14 protein-coding genes and 1 pseudogene are annotated in these 16,175 nt (G+C 60.9%); 5 read left to right on the forward strand and 10 right to left on the reverse strand.

Annotated features, from left to right (window positions below):
* Positions 1 to 234 precede the first annotated feature (234 nt).
* The 5 genes from LOY35_RS24765 to LOY35_RS24785 all read right to left on the reverse strand — a co-directional run bounded on the left by LOY35_RS24765 (position 235) and on the right by LOY35_RS24785 (position 5,863).
* Entirely contained in the window at positions 235 to 672 is a 438-nt protein-coding gene (locus tag LOY35_RS24765) for an Lrp/AsnC family transcriptional regulator (protein ID WP_258628315.1), read from the reverse strand.
* A gap of 9 nt (positions 673 to 681) precedes the next feature.
* The gene (gene thrC, locus LOY35_RS24770) at positions 682 to 2,061 is read right to left on the reverse strand and encodes a threonine synthase (RefSeq protein ID WP_258628324.1); all 1,380 of its coding nucleotides are present in this window, start codon (positions 2,059 to 2,061) and stop codon (positions 682 to 684) included.
* A gap of 16 nt (positions 2,062 to 2,077) precedes the next feature.
* Positions 2,078 to 2,968 (reverse strand): LysR substrate-binding domain-containing protein, encoded by an 891-nt coding sequence (locus LOY35_RS24775; RefSeq protein WP_258628326.1) that lies wholly within the window; start codon positions 2,966 to 2,968, stop codon positions 2,078 to 2,080.
* Between the two features lie 36 nt (positions 2,969 to 3,004).
* The gene (locus LOY35_RS24780) at positions 3,005 to 4,435 is read right to left on the reverse strand and encodes an amino acid permease (protein ID WP_258628330.1); all 1,431 of its coding nucleotides are present in this window, start codon (positions 4,433 to 4,435) and stop codon (positions 3,005 to 3,007) included.
* A 150-nt stretch (positions 4,436 to 4,585) separates the two neighbouring features.
* Positions 4,586 to 5,863, reverse strand: coding sequence for a cystathionine gamma-synthase family protein (locus tag LOY35_RS24785; protein WP_258628334.1), 1,278 nt, complete (start codon positions 5,861 to 5,863; stop codon positions 4,586 to 4,588).
* Positions 5,864 to 6,045: 182 nt separating this feature from the next.
* Here LOY35_RS24785 and LOY35_RS24790 point away from each other — a divergent pair, with 182 nt between their 5' ends.
* The 3 genes from LOY35_RS24790 (at position 6,046) to LOY35_RS24800 (ending at position 7,277) form a co-directional block, all read left to right on the forward strand.
* Complete coding sequence (locus tag LOY35_RS24790; RefSeq protein WP_258628337.1) at positions 6,046 to 6,651, forward strand: gamma carbonic anhydrase family protein; 606 nt, start codon at positions 6,046 to 6,048, stop codon at positions 6,649 to 6,651.
* Positions 6,652 to 6,831: 180 nt separating this feature from the next.
* Entirely contained in the window at positions 6,832 to 7,053 is a 222-nt protein-coding gene (locus LOY35_RS24795) for a hypothetical protein (protein WP_408981172.1), read from the forward strand.
* A complete protein-coding gene (locus tag LOY35_RS24800; RefSeq protein ID WP_258628339.1) occupies positions 7,050 to 7,277 on the forward strand; it encodes a hypothetical protein in 228 nt (75 codons plus the stop codon). The genes LOY35_RS24795 and LOY35_RS24800 overlap by 4 nt, the downstream gene beginning before the upstream one ends.
* Before the next feature lie 28 nt (positions 7,278 to 7,305).
* Here the strand turns inward: LOY35_RS24800 and LOY35_RS24805 are convergent, their stop codons facing one another.
* The gene (locus tag LOY35_RS24805; protein ID WP_258628341.1) at positions 7,306 to 8,226 is read right to left on the reverse strand and encodes an NADP-dependent oxidoreductase; all 921 of its coding nucleotides are present in this window, start codon (positions 8,224 to 8,226) and stop codon (positions 7,306 to 7,308) included.
* 13 nt (positions 8,227 to 8,239) lie between these two features.
* Positions 8,240 to 8,686 carry an ester cyclase gene (locus LOY35_RS24810; RefSeq protein ID WP_258628343.1) on the reverse strand — a complete coding sequence of 149 codons (447 nt, stop codon included), beginning with the start codon at positions 8,684 to 8,686 and terminating at the stop codon, positions 8,240 to 8,242.
* Between the two features lie 97 nt (positions 8,687 to 8,783).
* Between LOY35_RS24810 and LOY35_RS24815 the strand changes: the two genes are divergently transcribed.
* Positions 8,784 to 9,695, forward strand: a complete 912-nt coding sequence (locus tag LOY35_RS24815; RefSeq protein ID WP_258628345.1) for a LysR family transcriptional regulator — start codon at positions 8,784 to 8,786, stop codon at positions 9,693 to 9,695.
* Positions 9,696 to 9,892: 197 nt separating this feature from the next.
* On the opposite strand, the gene LOY35_RS24820 is transcribed toward LOY35_RS24815, so the two are convergent.
* Entirely contained in the window at positions 9,893 to 10,309 is a 417-nt protein-coding gene (locus LOY35_RS24820; RefSeq protein WP_258628351.1) for a hypothetical protein, read from the reverse strand.
* A gap of 102 nt (positions 10,310 to 10,411) precedes the next feature.
* On the opposite strand from LOY35_RS24820, the gene LOY35_RS24825 reads away from it, so the two are divergent.
* Positions 10,412 to 10,633 (forward strand): hypothetical protein, encoded by a 222-nt coding sequence (locus LOY35_RS24825; RefSeq protein ID WP_258628353.1) that lies wholly within the window; start codon positions 10,412 to 10,414, stop codon positions 10,631 to 10,633.
* 168 nt (positions 10,634 to 10,801) lie between these two features.
* On the opposite strand, the gene LOY35_RS24830 is transcribed toward LOY35_RS24825, so the two are convergent.
* Positions 10,802 to 11,197: a hypothetical protein gene (locus tag LOY35_RS24830; RefSeq protein ID WP_258628355.1), complete on the reverse strand. Its 396-nt coding sequence runs from the start codon at positions 11,195 to 11,197 to the stop codon at positions 10,802 to 10,804.
* A gap of 4 nt (positions 11,198 to 11,201) precedes the next feature.
* A pseudogene (locus tag LOY35_RS24835) lies at positions 11,202 to 16,057 on the reverse strand (RHS repeat-associated core domain-containing protein).
* Between the last annotated feature and the right edge of the window lie 118 nt (positions 16,058 to 16,175).

Genomic DNA, 16,175 nt, shown 5'->3' on the forward strand with positions numbered 1-16,175 from the left:
GTGCTCTTCCAGCCCCTGTGCACCCGCTTCGGGCTCAACCTTCGTCGCCAGCTCGGCTTGATGAGGATCGTCTGTGGCGAGGGGATTTATCCCCGCTGGGCTGCGAAGCAGCCCTGAAGCCTGGCACCTCAATGTATCAGGCAGATTGAGTTGGGCGCTCTTGGGGCTGCTGCGCAGCCCAACGGGGATAAATCCCCTCGCCACAGGAGGGTGCTCTATGGGCGGAGAGCGTGCCTAGACCACCGACGACAACACAAACGATGTCACTGTATTTTCCACCCCAGACAACGCCGAGATTTCCTTCCAGACTCTGTGCACCCGCTCCGGGCTCGCCGCGCCGACCCGCAGCATCAGGTCGAATTCGCCACTCATCACGTCGCACTGAAGCACTTCCGGCATGGCTTGCAACGCCTGCAACACTTCCGCGCCGCGCATGCGGTCGTAGCGGTAGACGAAGATCACCGCATTGATGTTTGACGCTGCCGAAAGTCCCTCCCCCGTCCGCACCGTATACCCCTGGATCGCCCCGTCGCGTTCCAGCCGTTCGATGCGCTGGCGCACGGCGTTGCGCGACAAGTTGACCTTCGCCGCCAGCTCGGCGTGAGCAGCCCGGGCGTTGAGGCGTAGTTCGGCGATGATGCGTTCGTCGAGCGGGTCGAGAATTCGCTTCACGGCGCCTCCTTACAGCGTGCCGAGCAGTTGATGGAGGGTGTCGAGGTCGTCCGGCTGGATCCGATGGATCTGCACCGGGCCGTGTTCCGCGAGCGGGTGATGCAGCGGCGAAACACTGATCCCCAGCTCGCCAAGCATCGCCGCCGATTTGGCCGGTGAGATTTCCCCCAGGGTCACCATCGGCGCCACCAGGCTGCGCCGGTACAACCTGGCCGCAAGCACGCCGGTGGCGGTGTGGGGGTCGATGACGTAGCCGGTGTCGCGGTACAGCGAGGTGATTTCTTCCAGGGTCTGTTCATCGCTGACGGCATAGGAGTCGATGATCATCCGCGCCTGCAGCCAGAACTCGTTGGCGATGGTCATCTCGCCGCTGCTTTCGAAGTGTTCCATCAGCGCGCTCACGGCCTGGTCGTCATGCCCATAGAGCTCCCAGAGAAAGCGCTCCAGGTTGGAAAAGATCGACAGGTCCATGGCCGGCGACAAGGTCTTGTTGGCGCGCAACCGGGAATAGTGGTTCTTCAAGAACAACTGGTGCAGCGCGTCGTTCTGGTTGGTCGCCACGATCATCTGGGTGATCGGCAAGCCCATCTTCTGCGCAATGTAGCCGGCATAGACCTCGGCAAAACTCGCCGCCGGCACGCTGAAACCGATGGGCCGCTGGCCGCCGCCCAGTTGCAGTACGGCGTGGAAATAGAACACCAGTTGCGCCAGCACCCCCACCCAGTTGCTGGAGTTGAAACTGATCGCTTCGTGCCGGGTCCACGGCCACTGGCGGAACAACCGACTGACCAGGGTCTGGCACTCGTCGAAGCTGCCATTGACGGCGAACTGGTGGACCCGCGGATGCGCCACCGCTTGGAGGTGCTGGAGCTGGTCTTGGGGTACCCCCGCTTCCGGGTAGACCACGACCACCACGGTTTCCTCGCAGTGCTTGAAGGCTTCGATGGCCGCCAGCCCGGTATCGCCATTGGTGGCGCCGATCACCACGGCGCGGCGGTCGCGTTTGCGCAGGAAATATTGCACCAGCCGAGCCTGGAGCTGGGCGGCAAAATCCTTCGAGGAGCGGGTCGGGCCATGGAACAGTTCCAGGACCCATTCGTTGCGATCCACCTGATGCAGAGGCGCCAGGGAGCGATGGCTGAATTGGCTGCCCGCCTCCTTGAGCATGCGCTTGAGGTCCGCCTCGGGAATCGTCGCGCCCACAAACGGGCTCATCACTCGATAAGCCAGTTCGTCATAGGACAAGGTCGACCAGTTGGCAATCTCCTGGGCTTCGAACAGCGGCAGCTCCAGCGGCACGAACAACCCACCGTCGGGGGCCACGCCCGATAACACGACCTTTTCGAAATCGACCTGCACGGCCGAGTTTCGGGTACTTACATAGCGCATGGTTGGCTCCGGCCATTCATTTGAATCGATGTGCCTGCTCGACCAGCCAGGTGGCGAACATGACGGCGTCGGGGTGCTGCTCGGTCCCGGAACCGCGTACCAGGTAGAACGACTCGCTGGCTTCGATGCGCTGGGTGAAGGGTTCGATCAGGCGTCCATCCTCAAGCAGGTCAGCGACCATCGACGACCGGGCCAGGGCGATCCCCTGCCCCAGTTCGGCCATGCGCAAGGTGCAGACCAGCGTGTCGAACTGCATGCCCGTCGACGAGTCGACGCTGTCGGCACCGACCATGTTCAGCCAGTAACCCCAACCCTCTTCGTAACCCAATACATGCAGCAGCGGATGCTTCGCCACGTCCGCCGGTTCATTCAGCGGCGAACGCGCCATCAGCGCTGGCGAGCAGACGGGGAACAAGGTGTCCCAAGTCAGCCGCTGTGACACTAGGCCAGACCACTGACCATGGCCCCAGCGAATCTCCAGGTCGTCCTCGCCGTCCAGTTCCTTGACCCAGATATTGCTGATGTAGCGGATGTCGACCTGGGGATGGGCCTGGCGAAAATCCACCAGCTTCGGCGCCAACCAGTGCACGAAAAACGCCAGGCTGCCGCGGACCTTGATCGGCCGGCGCTTGTGCTGGCCGAAAATCTCGTTGGTTCCCACCGCCAGGCGCGTGATCGCATCCTGCACCACCGGCAGGTAGGACTGGCCTTCCTCCGTCAGCCCCAAGCCACGGGGCAGACGTTTGAAAAGCGCCACCCCCAGGTGGCTTTCCAGCTGACGGATCTGCTGGCTCACCGCGCCTTGGGTCAGGCACAACTCCTCGGCGGCGTGGGTGAAGTTCAGGCAGCGGGCCGACACTTCGAATGCCCGCAGCCAGTTCAACGGGGGTAACGGTTTCTGCTTCATGATCCTGCCTCATTGACGCCCTCCCCCCGGCACCGCCTAGATTGCATCGGACGGCTGCGCCAACGGGTTCACCAGCAAGCGTTGCTCGCGGCTTTTGCGGGTAATGAAGTACACGAAATAGCACCAGGCGATGAATGGCAAGCCGAAGTACAGCGCCACCCGCTGTTCCGGATCGAAAGCAATCCCGACACACGCCAGCCCGCAGGACACCAACGCTCCCAGCGGCACCCACGGATAGCCACGGACGCGAAACTTGAGGTTGCGCACATCACCGCCATTGGCGACGTAATGACGACGGAAAGCAATCTGGCTGGCGGCGATGCTCATCCACACCACCACCACGGCCAACCCGGAGATCGACACCAGCGCCAGGTAAATGGTGTCGGCGGCAAAGACGCTGCTGAGCAACGAGGCGGCACCGCCGGCCATGCTGACGATGATCGCGTTGAGGGGCGTGCCCATCCGGGTCAGGGCCGAGAACTGCTTGGGCAGGTGCCCTTGGTCGCTCAGGGTCCAAAGCATCCGCGAGGCAGCGTACAAGCCGGAGTTGGCGGCCGACAGCAAGGCGCTGATGATCACGAAGTTCATGATGTCGGCGGAGTACGGAATGCCGATGTAGGTGAACACGGTGACGAAGGGACTCTCGACGATCCCGGCCTGTTCGCGGGGCAACAAGGTCGACAGGACGAAGATGGTCCCGACGAAGAAAATCGCCAGACGCAGCACGGTGGTGCGGATGGCGCGAGGCACATTACGCTGGGGATCCTTGGTTTCACCGGCGGCGATACCGATCAGCTCCGTGCCGGAGAAGGCAAACGAAACCGCCAGCAGCGTCATGGCAATCGGCATGAAGCCAGTGGGGAAAAGCCCTTCGCGGGTGAAGTTGCTCAAGCCGATGCTGTGGGCCTGATCGATGTGCAGCAGGCCGAGAATCGCGCCGCCGCCGATCAGCAGGAACGCCACCACGGTCGCGACCTTGACCAGGGACAACCAGAACTCGGTTTCGGCGAACAATCGCACCGAGACCACGTTGCTCAGGAACACCACGCAGGCGAACAGCGCACTCCAGATCCACACCGGTGTGTCCGGAAACCAGCGCGCCATCAGGATACCGGCGGCGGTGAATTCAGAACCGATGGCCACAGTCCAGGTCAGCCAGTACAGCCAGGCCACGGTATAACCGGTGCCTGGGCCGAGAAAGCGTGTGGCGTAGGTGCTGAACGATCCGGTTTCCGGCATCTGCACCGCCAGTTCACCGAGGCACATCATCACCATGTACACCATCAAGGCGCCGATGATGTAAGCGATCACCGCACCCAACGGGCCGGCCTGGTTCACCGTGTAGCCGGACGTGAGGAAAAGCCCGGTGCCGATCACGCCACCCAAGGCCAGCATGACGATATGGCGTGTTTGCATTTCTTGCTTGAAGCCGACCTGCGTACTGAGTTGTTCTTGTTTTATGGACATGGTTGTTCTCATGAAAGTCGTGAGGACACGCCCCGACCTCTGCGCGCAGTGACGGCGCAGAGGCAACACGGGTCGTCATCCGGTTTTATTATTTTCCTATTCATGAACACCCCAGTGACCGCCTTGTCGCGGGGGTCTGACGCTGTCATTTCAACGGCTGGTTTCGGCGCACGCTTCCAGGGTTGAAGCGTGCGTATTCGTTTGCGTCCGCTGTTCCCGCGAAGCCCGGACAAAGGCGAAGGCCTGCTTCAAGTCGTCGAGCAAATCGTCGGTGTCTTCGATGCCCACCGAGACCCGCACCAACCCCTCGGAGATGCCCAGGGCCAGCCGTTCCTCCAGGGTGTTTTCGACATGGCTGGTGGTGCGCGCCGGGCCATAGATGGTTTCCACCGCGCCCAGGTTGCCCGCGCAATGGGCGAAGCGCAGACGCGGCAGCAGCGCCGTGACGGTGTCCATGCCACCGACCAGGACGAAACTGACGATGGCGCCAAAGCCGACCATTTGCGCACACGCCACGGCATGGTTCGGGTGGCTGGGCAGACCGGGATAGTTGACCGATTCCACCAGCGGCTCGGTGCACAGGAACTCCGCCAGAGCACGCGCGCTGGCTTGCTGCTGACGCATGCGCAGCACCAGGGTTTTCATGCCACGGATGATCATGAAGGCCGAGAACGGATCCAGTGCCGCACCGTTGATTTCCCGGTAATGCCGCACCTTGGCCATCAGGGCTTCGCGGCCACAGACCAGGCCGCCGAGCACATCGCCATGGCCACTGAGGAACTTGGTCGCGCTGTGGATCACCACGTCCACGCCCAATGCCAGGGGGTTCTGATTGAGCGGCGTGGCGAAGGTGTTATCCGCCACCACCACGGCGCCGACCCGCTTGGCCGCCGCCACCAGACGCTGGATATCGAGGATTTTCAGGGTCGGGTTGGTCGGGGTTTCCAGGTACACCACCTGGCAGCCCTTGGCGATTTCCCGCTCGATCTCATCGTGATCGACGGTCTCGCACAAGGTCGCCTCCACCCCCATGCGCGGCAGGAATTCTTCGAAAATCTTGTTGGTGCCGCCGTAGCTGTCCTTGGTGGACACCACCCGATCGCCCTGGGCCAGGAAGGTGTAGAGCACACTGCTGATCGCGGCCATGCCGGTGCTGAATGCTACGGCGGACTCGGCCATTTCCAGTTCACGGATCTTGGCTTCGAGGGTCTCGACGGTGGGGTTGCTCATGCGGCTGTAGATAAAGCCCGGCGCCTTGCCCAAGGCGACGTCGTACCAGGCGTCGATATCGTCATAACCGTACGCGGCGCTGACCACGATGGGGGTTTGCGTGGCGTTGTAGGGATGCCTGACCTGCTCGCCACCCCAGACCGCCCGGGTTCCCGCTCCTGCGTTATCAAGCCCTGCGCTGTCAGGTTTGTCATTCATTGAGGCTACTCGCACTTAGGGGGTGAATGCTGAGTCATTCAGCGGATCTGGCAGCCAATATAGGGAAAAGAAAACCGCCCGAGAAACGATGTTATCGATGCCAAAGGTCTGCTTTTTTTAATGGCTGAGTGCGAAGATGCGGCGGGGAATCGATGCTTTAATCATGGAGAGGAGCCTTGCCTGTGACTGACAAATCCGAACAGAACACCACCCGACACCAGAACATTGACCCCACGGCGCGAATCGCCTCGAGCGCAGTGCTGGACGGCAATGTGTCCATCGGTGCTGGGACTGTCGTGGGGCACGGGGCGGTGCTCGTCGCGGAGGGCGGCGCGTTGATGATCGGGGAAAACTGTATCGTCATGGAGCATGCAGTCATCCGCAGCACTTCCCACGATGACTGCCGGATCGGCAATCACGTGATGGTGGGACCACACTGTCACCTGACCGGTTGCCGGATTGACGATGAGGTGTTTGTCGCCACCGGCGCGTCCGTTTTCAACGGCGCTCACATCGGCAAAGGCGCGGAAATCCGCATCAACGGGGTGGTGCACATCAAGACCGTGGTAGAGCCAGGCGCGACGGTACCGATCGGCTGGATCGCCGTGGGCGACCCGGCACAGTATTTTTCCCCGGATCAGCATGAGCAGATCTGGAACGTGCAGAAGGATCTGGATTTCCCCCGGTACGTTTTTGGCGTTGACCGCGAGAGCGAGGGGGTCGTCCGGCAAATGATGGAGCGTTACGCACGCTTCTTGCGCGAGCGCGGCGATTCTACGGAAGGTTGACTCTGCTTGGTCTGCAAGACCTTTAGAGTTGAGGCGGATTGCCCCCGGTCCGCCTACTCGCGCATTTCCTACAGAGCCTATAGGAAACGGCGTAGCCAATAAGAAAAAGCCCCTACAGCCTCGGCCTTAGCCCCTGGGTTAGCGTCTCTCCCGCATCGACTGGACGAGACCTGCCCCTCCGTGACACGCCAAAAAGACATCCCCCAAGTCAAGAACCCGCCCGGCGGCGACGGGCATTACGTCACCTATCGGGACATGACGCCCAACGAATTGGCCGAGCGTGAAGCCGGACAATTGAAGTACGAAGCCATGCTTGCGCGACAGGCCGCCTATGAAAAGGAACGCTGGGCTACGGTCGAGAAAACCAAACCAGCCAACCCGACCAGGACGGTAGAACCATGAACCACACAATAATGGGCGTAGTTGACGGAGAGGATTTTGCGTCATACGAAATAGCGCTTCCGATTGAGAGCAAGGACCTAGCTAAAATAATGGATTGGATAAAGGAGGAAGAATACTTGTATGACTATCAATTAGATAAAGCTCAAATTGAAGCTTTAGAAGAGGCATGCTCAATTGAGCTGCCTCGAAACATGGTGCTTTTTTTGACCAGCAGCGGCAATTGATCAACAGTGACGTTGGTGGTGTTGACGATCAGCCACCCGGGCGAATAACCACCTTCCCTCGGGCACGCCCAGTGGCGACCTTTTCCAACGCTGCTCGGGTTTCAGCCAGTGTGAAAGTTGAATCAATGACGATCTGCAACTGCCCCACACTGAACTGCCGAATCGCCTCGGGAAGGAACGGCACGGCACTGGCGAAGAAGACGAACTCACCCGCGTGACCGTCCCGGCCTTCGATATTGAATTCCACCAGGGTCGAAATGCGTCCGCCTGGACGCAGCACTTGCCAGGACTCCTCCAGCGTTTCGCCGCCCAGGGTGTCGAGCACCAGGTCGATTTCGCCCACGCTGTCCAGGGTCTGTTTTCGGTAGTCGATGACTTCATCGGCGCCCAGGCTTTTCAGCAGTTCGAGGTTTCTCGCTGAGGCCGTTGCGATCACATGGCAGCCTGCGAGGTGGGCCAGCTGGATCGCCATGCTTCCGACGCCGCCGGCGCCAGCATGGATCAGCACACGTTGGCCGCGCTGCAACTTGCCGATATCAAAAAGCGCCTGGGTGGCCGTGCCATACGCGGTCGGCAATGCAGCGGCCTGTTCGAAACTCATCTGCGCGGGGATGAAGCAGAGTTCGGAGGCGGCGATCACCAGATGGGTGGCAAACGCACCGCCATGTTCGGGGGAGGCTCGTCCGACCACCCGGTCTCCGGCCTTGAGGTCGCTCACCTGCTCGCCGACGGACTCAATCACACCGCTGAAATCGGTCCCTGGCGCATAGGGAAATTCCACCGGGAAGATCGGCTGCATGTAACCGGCGAGGATCTTGACGTCCAGCGGGTTGACGCTGGCGGCCTCAATGCGCACGACCACTTCGTTGGCTTGTGGCTGTCGCAATCTCGCTTCGCCCTCGACGATGACATCCGGGCCGCCGAACTCATTAATCAAAGCGCTCTTCATGGGAAACCTCCTTTCAGGCCCGGGCAGGGAACTGGCCGAGTTGGATGAACAGGGCAAACCAGTCTTCCATGTGCCACGTCGTGGTCAGCTTCGCGTCACGGAATGTATGGAATTCATGAATGCGAAAACTGACGTGCTTGCCGGTGGCGGCGATGCCGAAGAGTTCGCCTTGATGGGTGCCGGTAATTTCGGCGCGCACGCCCATTTTCCCGGGCTCCTGGACCATGTCGTGGACGACGATCCGCACATCCGGAAACGCCTGGACGAAGCTGCGAATGATGGCCTTGATGCCTTCCGGGCCTGGTGCCTGGCCAGGAGCCAACGGGATGTCGTCCCAGTCACGGGTAAGTACTTCGTCGACGAGGTCTGGCTGTTGGTCGCTGAACGCGCGGTAGAAGGTTTCGACAGCCCGGCGCTCGGCATACAGCTGTTCAGCAAGGTGGGTGGTTGATGGGGTCATTGGGGGGCTCGCCATTGAAGTGGGGTGGTAGCGAGAGTTTGGGATTGAGGGCTATGATCCGTCTAACAAATAGCCGATATGAATGATTATTTGATTTATGGATTTTCATGGAATTGATCTGAACCTGCTAGTGGCCTTCGACGCGCTGATGACAGAACGCAATGTCACCCGCGCGGCGGCTCGGGTGGGGGTCAGCCAGCCGGCGATGAGCGCCGCGTTGGCGCGGCTGCGAACGCTGCTCGGCGACGCGTTATTTGCCCGCAGTGCCGAGGGGCTTTTGCCCACACCTCGGGCCCGGGATTTGGCGGTGCCGATTGCCCAAGCGCTGCACCAGCTTCAAGTCACATTGGTAGAGCGGCCCGAGTTCGAGCCTGGCAAGGCTTCGCTGGTGTTCAAACTCGGCCTCTCCGATTACCCGGCCTATGTGCTCCTGCCCGCGCTGTTGCAGGCACTCGCAGAGCAGGCGCCGGGGGTTTCGGTGAATGTGTATGCGTTCAACGACCGTGACCATGCCGTCGACATGTTGGACAGCGGCCTGATCGACGCGGCGGTGGGCGTGCCGCCGACTCAAGCCGCGGCGCGGATATTGAGCCGGACCGTGCTTACGGATGAATTCGTCACCATCGTCGCCCATGACCATCCGGTGGCCCGTCGTGCCATGACCCTGAAGACCTATCTGGAGCTGCGCCATGTGCTGGTCTCGCCGGAAGGAGACTTGCACGGTCTGGTGGATCACGCACTTGCTCAACAGGGCCAGCAGCGCGAACTGGCCCTGACATTGCCGCAAATGTTCGCAGTGCCCTCGCTGATCGCCCGCACTCGCTTGACCGCTACGGTGATGAGACGGGTGGCGATGGGCGCGGCGGGCAGCAACAAGTTGATGATGTTTCCACCGCCGGTGGCGTTGCCTCGGATGGCATTCGATCTGATCTGGCATCGGCGCAGCGAGTCTCATCCGGCGCAGCAGTGGTTCAGGGGGTTGGTTGAGGAAGTGGCTGGGCGGGTTTGATTTTGCATTTGATGTTGTGGGTGTCTGGTCTATCGCTATCGCGAGCAGGCTCGCTCCCACAGGGGTTGGTGGTGAAGGTGAGATTCGGGGTCACCCGCGAAACACTGTGGGAGCGAGCCTGCTCGCGATAGCGGTGTATCAGTCGACAGAAAGCTGAAGCTTAGTTCGGTAACGCGTTCAGGAAAGACTCCTCACCCTCACTCCGCATCCATTAGCTTCCTGACTTTTGCAAAGGTGGCTACCGCTTGCTGTTCGCCAGAAACTAAATTTTCATAAAAATTCTCATCAAGCGCCCACTCTGAAAAAACTAACTGAGTGTGGCGATCATTAATACCTGCGCATTTATAGCTGAGCTGCCAATAAGCTGATAGGCGCCTGTCCGCAATCTCAAAAAAATCTGCTGCGTACGCCAGGGGATACTCATCATACTCTTCATCACATAGGTAAAACCAAGGGCAACCATCTCTCAGCTCTATACCGTAAACCACATATTCTTTATCTATTTCTAGGTTTAGTTCACCATCCGGCATCGACACGTACCGCCTAACCCGCATACTTGCATCTGGTGCCAAGCTTTCATCATTTATATTGTTTATTCGGCATATCACCTTCATTACTCAATAACTCCTGGCGGTACGGATGGGGCATTTTCCCCCATGGTTTACGTCATGAACGCTTTGCTTCTTAAATTTAAAATGACCCTGACATTGCCATAGATGTTCGTTGTGCCATTGCTGATCGCCCGCACCCGCCTGACCGCTACGGTGATGAGACGGGTGGCGATGGGCGCGGCGGGCAGCAACAAGCTGGTGATGTTTCCACCGCCGGTGGCGTTGCCTCGGATGGCGTTCGATCTGATCTGGCACCGGCGCAGCGAGTCTCATCCGACGCAGCAGTGGTTCAGAGGGTTGGTTGAGGAGGTGGCTGGGCGGGTTTGATTTTGCATTTGATGTTGTGGGTGACTGATAGGCCGCTATCGCGAGCAGGCTCGCTCCCACAGGGGTTGGTGGTGAAGTTGAGATTCGGGATCACCCACGAAACACTGTGGGAGCGAGCCTGCTCGCGATAGCGGTGGGTCAGACGATAGAAAAATTTCTGGATCCGGATCATGAGTTGGTCAAGGATTGCAGCCAACTCTGATAGTAATCAGACTGCTCCTGGATATCCGTTACCAAGTCTTTGTCCTCATAATCAAATATATTCACTATATCGCCCTCGTCTGCTGGCTCGCCCCAGCGCAGCTCATAAGCAACTATGCCATTGGCCATCTGCGAGGACATTCGCGAAGGATGGACATTAATTTTCGCCCCTTTGCATAAAAATCTAACATCAGGAAACTCTTGCCTGACCTTACCCAAACAATAATAAAAATCTACCCCAGTGTAGCTCCTTGATACTCCATCCGGCATCGTAACGATCATAGTCACAGTTCTCCGCTCGCATTTGAATATCGCGCTCTCAGTCACACCATCCACTTCAATCACAACTTCCCTAACAGTCATTTCATCACCTATCAAAATTAGGAATAGAGTAACCAACATATGAACCGTCGGCATGCACCGGTGTAGCCCCAACTATATCTCTTTTATCAACCCCACCAGGAACGGCTATCTCCACCTCTTTTCGATGCGGCGACAGCAAGCCCAATTTCTTATTCACATCAATACCCACCACATTTTTCAGCACGTACACGTACCCTGACTCGAGTCCAAACCCAGTCGCAAACTTTATTGCCTCCGACTTCGAAGTCGTGGTACTGACATAAATACTAGGTGGACTTCGATTATTTTTGGCATGTAAAAATAAATCGGTACTAAACCCTAGAGGCTCAAAACCAACATCAAAAATTTCCCAAGGTTCCCTTGAGTCACCTCGATAGGTATAGGTATTTTTTTGTTTGATTTGAGGAGGATTGGGCTCCCGTACATCCACCCCAACCTTCGCAGCCGGATCCTGCTCCCCAACCGCCGCCTTGCACCCACCCTTCCCCGGGCAATCCACCAACCCCAACGGATCCACCCACCCCGTCGGGTTCAGGGTGTACCGATACCCATTGAGCCCACCCGCCAACTTGCTCGGATCAGGCGTCAGGTAGCGCCCCGTTTCCGGATTGTAGTAGCGGTGTCGGTTGTAGTGCAGGCCGCTTTCCGGGTCGAAGTATTGGCCCTGGAAGCGCAGCGGTTGTTCCAGTTGTTCGCCGCCGCCGTGTTCTATCCCGTGGGCTTTGCCGTAGCCGTTATAGCGCGCCGACCAGACGATCTGGCCGCCGTAGTTGGTCAGCTCCTGGGGCGTGCCCAGGTGGTCGAGGTGGTAGTAGAACGGGCAGGCATTGAGGCCTTTGCCGTCGAGCAGTGCCAGCGGCCGGAACGTGCCCGGTTCGTAGAGGTAGCTGCGGTGGTGCTGGCGGCTGCTTTCGGCGACGAGCTGGTCGCCCTGCCAGAAGAACTCGGTGGTCAGGCCGGCCACGGTCTTGCTGATGCGTCGGCCGAAGGCGTCGTAGCGGTAGGACGTTTCTCGGCCGTCCGCCGTGGTGAGGCCGATCAGGCGGTGCTGGCTGTCGTAGCGGTATTCGGTGACGAGGGCCCGGGCCTTGCCGCGGCGTTCGCGGATCAGGTTGCCGAAGGCGTCGTAGTCATAGTGGCGGTCGCCCTCCATCAGCAGGCGATTGCCCTTGAGCTGGGTCGGGCCGGGTCGGTCCTGCATCAGCAGGTTGCCGGCCGGGTCGTGGGCGAAGTGTTCCGTGGGATCGGTGTGGGAATGGTCGATCCGGGTCAGCCGGTCGAGCGGGTCGTACTGGTACTCGCGCCGTCCTCGACGGCTGTCGGAAAGCGCGGCGAGGTTGCCCTTGGGGCTGTAGGCATAATCGCGCCAGAACAGGGTCTGCTGGTTCTGCTGCACGGTGTGGGCCTTGAGCCGGCCCTGTTCGTCATGTTCGTACCGGCTGAGCAGCAGGCCCTGTCGGCGCTGGTGTTCGCGGCCGCCACGCAGCTGGTGTTCGGTGAGGCGGGCGCCGTTGAGGTCGATGGCGGTCAGTGCGCCGCCCGGGGCGTGGTGGTAGTCGAGCTGGCTGTTGTCCGGCAGGCGCAGGTGGTTGAGCCGCCCGCAGGCGTCGTAGCCATAGCGCAGAGTGCCCCAGCCCTGGTGCTCGGTGATCAGCCGGTCCTGAGCGTCGTACTCGAAGGCCAGCGGATGGTCGCTGCCGTCATCGACATCGACCAGCCGGCCCAGCCCGTCGTAGCGGTACTGGATCGTCTGGCCGTCGGGCAGGGTCTTGCGCCGTAGCCGTCCGGCCGCGTCACGCTGGTAGGCGGTGACAAGCTGGCTGCCGTCGGCACCGAACTCGGTTTTCTCCAGCAGGTGCCCATTGAGGTCGTAGGCATAGGCGGTGCGTTGGCCGTCGAAGCCGACTTGCTGTCGGATCAAGCCGCTGGGGGTGTAGTCCAGCTGATATTTTTCGCCGGACTCGTTCTCGATCTCGGTCAGCAGCAGCTGCGCCGAGTCGTAGCGGTAGTGCAGCGTGCTGCCGTCGGGATTGATGCGGCGGCTGACCAGGTGCAGGTCGTCGGTGTATTCGTAGCGGGTGACACGGCCCTGTTCGTCGCGCTCGGCGGTGACCTTGCCGTAGGCGTTGTAGGTCCAGGCGCGGGTGGTGCCGCTGGGCAAGGTGGTCTGCAGCAGCCGGCCCACGGCGTCCCATTGGTAGTGGGTCACCCCGCCGTGTTCATCCTGGCGGCTCAGCAAGCGCCCCAGGACGTCGTAGGCAAAAACCCACTGGCTGGCGTCAGGCAGGGTTTCTTCCGTCAGTTGGCCGAGCCGGTTCCAGGTGAAGCGGTGTTCGCTGGCGTCCGGGTAGTGGATCGACAGCAACTGCCCGTGGGCGTCGTAGGCATAGCGGGTGCGTTGTTGATCCGGGTCGATGGCCTCGATCACCTCGCCGCGGTCGTTGCGCCGGTAGATCCAGACGGCCTTGCCACGGGCGCGGGCGTGCAGGAAACCGTTGCGGTATTCGTAGGACGTGGGCACGTCTTCGGGGGAATCAGCGCCACCAGCCGTCCGACTTCGTCGTAGTGGTATTCGGTGACGGCGCCCAACGGGTCCTGTTCGGCAATCAGCCGGCCCTGTGCGTCGTAGGCCTTGAGGTGTTCGCCGCCGTCGGGCTCGACCTTGCGCACCAGCCGCGCACGGTCGTCGTGAACATACGTCTCTTCGCTGCCGTCGAGGTGGCGGACCGTGACGCTGCCGTCCTCGCCCCAGCTATAGCGCGTGTCCATCTGCGCGAACGAGGCCCAGTGCCGCACGCAGCGGGCCGCCTGTCCGGTGCCTTGCCACTCCCAGAAGAAACTCGCCCCGCCGGCCAGTTGCCGCTGGAGGATGACGTGCGCATCGTCGTAGTCGTAGCGCTCGCTTTCGCCGGCCGCGTTGGTCGCTTCGATCAGCCGTGAGCGTGCGTCGTAGCGGTAGGTCGCCAGGGTCTGTTCGGTGCGCCAGGCTTCGTCCAGGGTCAGCGCCGGGTGGAAGCTCTGGTAGTCGAGGGCGATGAGGTGGCGCTGTTCGTAGCGCAACTGCAGGCAGCGCCCGGCACCGTTGTCCAGGCGGCAGATGTCGCCATGGATGTTGCGCTGGAGGGTCAGGCGGTTGTCGTAGCGGTCGCTGAGGGCGGTGAGATAACCGTCGCGAAAGTGTAGGAAAGGTGCGTTTTCGCCGGGTTGGGCGATGATCAGTTCATCCGGCTCGCTGCCCAGGTAGATCGCCGCCCGGGCCAGGCTGTTGTGGATCGCCGGGCGCTGGGCGTTGGGCAGTGGAAAGGTCGTGCGGCGGTTTTCCTGGTCGATCCAGATGACCTGCTCACCCTCAAGCAACAAGCGGTGTGCCAGGGCATGGCTCCAGCCGCGTCCCAGCCCCACGTCCTGCTCCGCCGCGCTGCTGCGGTACAGGCGGGTGAAGATGAACGGCAGTCGGCCATCGAGCGTGCCGTCGTCCAGGGTCAGCAGTTCTTCGCCGGTGACCATCGACACCGGGCAGCCGTCGGTGCGGGTCAGGGCCGCGCTGTCGGCGCTGTCGCCGTTGGGGTTTTTCGATTGGGCCGGGGCGTCGTCGTGGGGTTCGTACTTGCTCAGCCGGGTAGCACTTTGGGATTTTTCCCGCGCCACGGCGGCGGGATTGCTGACTGACAAGGACGGCCCATGCTCAGGCGTGATCTGCAACGGGCGGACAGGGGTCGGTTTCAACGACGCGCCCTGGGCGCTGACCACCACCGGTTTCAACACATCGGCATGCTGGTTGAGCCGGTCAGGGGCGAATTGGCCCAGCCGTTGGCTCGACGCCCGCAACCACTCCCGTGCTCGCCCGGACTGGATCTGGTCCAGCACCTTGCCACTCATGCGCACACCCAGGCCGAGGGCGCCGGTCAAGCGGATCAGCAGGAAATTGATCAGCACCGAGGCCCGTATCTGCCCGACGACTTCGGCCAGGTACTGGGGCGGCAGCATCCGCAGCCAACTGGCGAATGCGGCCATGTGTACGAAGAGCAACGGCTCGTCGCTCAGCACCATCAGGCCTTTGGCAATCGCCTCGGATGAAGCCTTGAGCAACTGGTCGAGTTCGGCCTGGGTCAGGTACTCCAGCAGCTTCTCGCTGTTGGCTTGCAAATCCGCCAGCAGTTCGAAGACCTGCTTGACGTCATCCCACAGTGCCTGCAGGGCGTTATCGAGGCCGCGCCAGTCGGCTTGCTGCAACAGGTTGTAGCGCTCGCGAAACCCGGCGTCGGAAAACTCCACCCAGAGCGGTTGAAACTGGTTTTCCCATTCCTCTTTCAGCCAGCCCTCGAGCTCACCAATCACCCCCTGATAAGACGCGTACAGCGCCTTGACGTGATCCGCGGTGACCTCGGGGAAGAAGCTGATGCGATAGCGGCGCCCCCGCCAGCATTCGGGAATTTCCAGGATGCCGCTGGGGCCGATGGTGTAATGGAGCGGTTCGCCGAAGGTTTCCTTCCCCGGTTCACCGTCGATGACCGGCTCCAGCATCACCGGCGTATTGCCGATCGGCACGAAGCGCGCCGCCTGGAACATGTGCACCAGCGTCAGCGGACCGCTCGCCGGACACGTCGCCATGGTGGTGATGAAGGGTTCATCGAGGTTTTTCGGCGCTGCGAGAGCTACCTCGTTGCCGACCTTGAAGACCTGCTCGATGTCCAGCGCCCAGCCGGTCCAGAAGCTCTGCGCCCAACTGTCGTAGTCGTTCAGGCATTTGCGAAAATCCGCCAGCACCGCTGCCGCATCGGGCTGATCGGGGTCCATGGCCGCCACCACCAGCGAGCCGATGGCGTTGTTCAGGGCCAGGAGTTTGTCGGGGGCAAACATGCAGGGATCTCGCGGTACAGGAACGGACGCGAGACTTTGCCGGGGATGGCTGGAGAAATAAGTCAGGGAAGGAGGTATTGGATGTAGGGCGATTCGCTAAATCCAGGCGCGATACCAT

This window comes from Pseudomonas sp. B21-028 (assembly GCF_024749045.1).
Classification (GTDB): domain Bacteria; phylum Pseudomonadota; class Gammaproteobacteria; order Pseudomonadales; family Pseudomonadaceae; genus Aquipseudomonas.

Bases quoted from the DNA above. Each gene is read 5' to 3' on its own strand.
- LOY35_RS24815 (WP_258628345.1), top strand. From the start codon at position 8,784: ATGGATTTTCATGGAATTGATCTGAACCTGCTAGTGGCCTTCGACGCG.
- LOY35_RS24820 (WP_258628351.1), bottom strand. From the start codon at position 10,309: ATGAAGGTGATATGCCGAATAAACAATATAAATGATGAAAGCTTGGCA.
- LOY35_RS24775 (WP_258628326.1), bottom strand. From the start codon at position 2,968: ATGAAGCAGAAACCGTTACCCCCGTTGAACTGGCTGCGGGCATTCGAA.
- LOY35_RS24785 (WP_258628334.1), bottom strand. From the start codon at position 5,863: ATGAATGACAAACCTGACAGCGCAGGGCTTGATAACGCAGGAGCGGGA.
- LOY35_RS24825 (WP_258628353.1), top strand. From the start codon at position 10,412: ATGTTCGTTGTGCCATTGCTGATCGCCCGCACCCGCCTGACCGCTACG.
- LOY35_RS24805 (WP_258628341.1), bottom strand. From the start codon at position 8,226: ATGAAGAGCGCTTTGATTAATGAGTTCGGCGGCCCGGATGTCATCGTC.
- LOY35_RS24810 (WP_258628343.1), bottom strand. From the start codon at position 8,686: ATGACCCCATCAACCACCCACCTTGCTGAACAGCTGTATGCCGAGCGC.
- LOY35_RS24800 (WP_258628339.1), top strand. From the start codon at position 7,050: ATGAACCACACAATAATGGGCGTAGTTGACGGAGAGGATTTTGCGTCA.
- LOY35_RS24830 (WP_258628355.1), bottom strand. From the start codon at position 11,197: ATGACTGTTAGGGAAGTTGTGATTGAAGTGGATGGTGTGACTGAGAGC.
- LOY35_RS24780 (WP_258628330.1), bottom strand. From the start codon at position 4,435: ATGTCCATAAAACAAGAACAACTCAGTACGCAGGTCGGCTTCAAGCAA.
- thrC (WP_258628324.1), bottom strand. From the start codon at position 2,061: ATGCGCTATGTAAGTACCCGAAACTCGGCCGTGCAGGTCGATTTCGAA.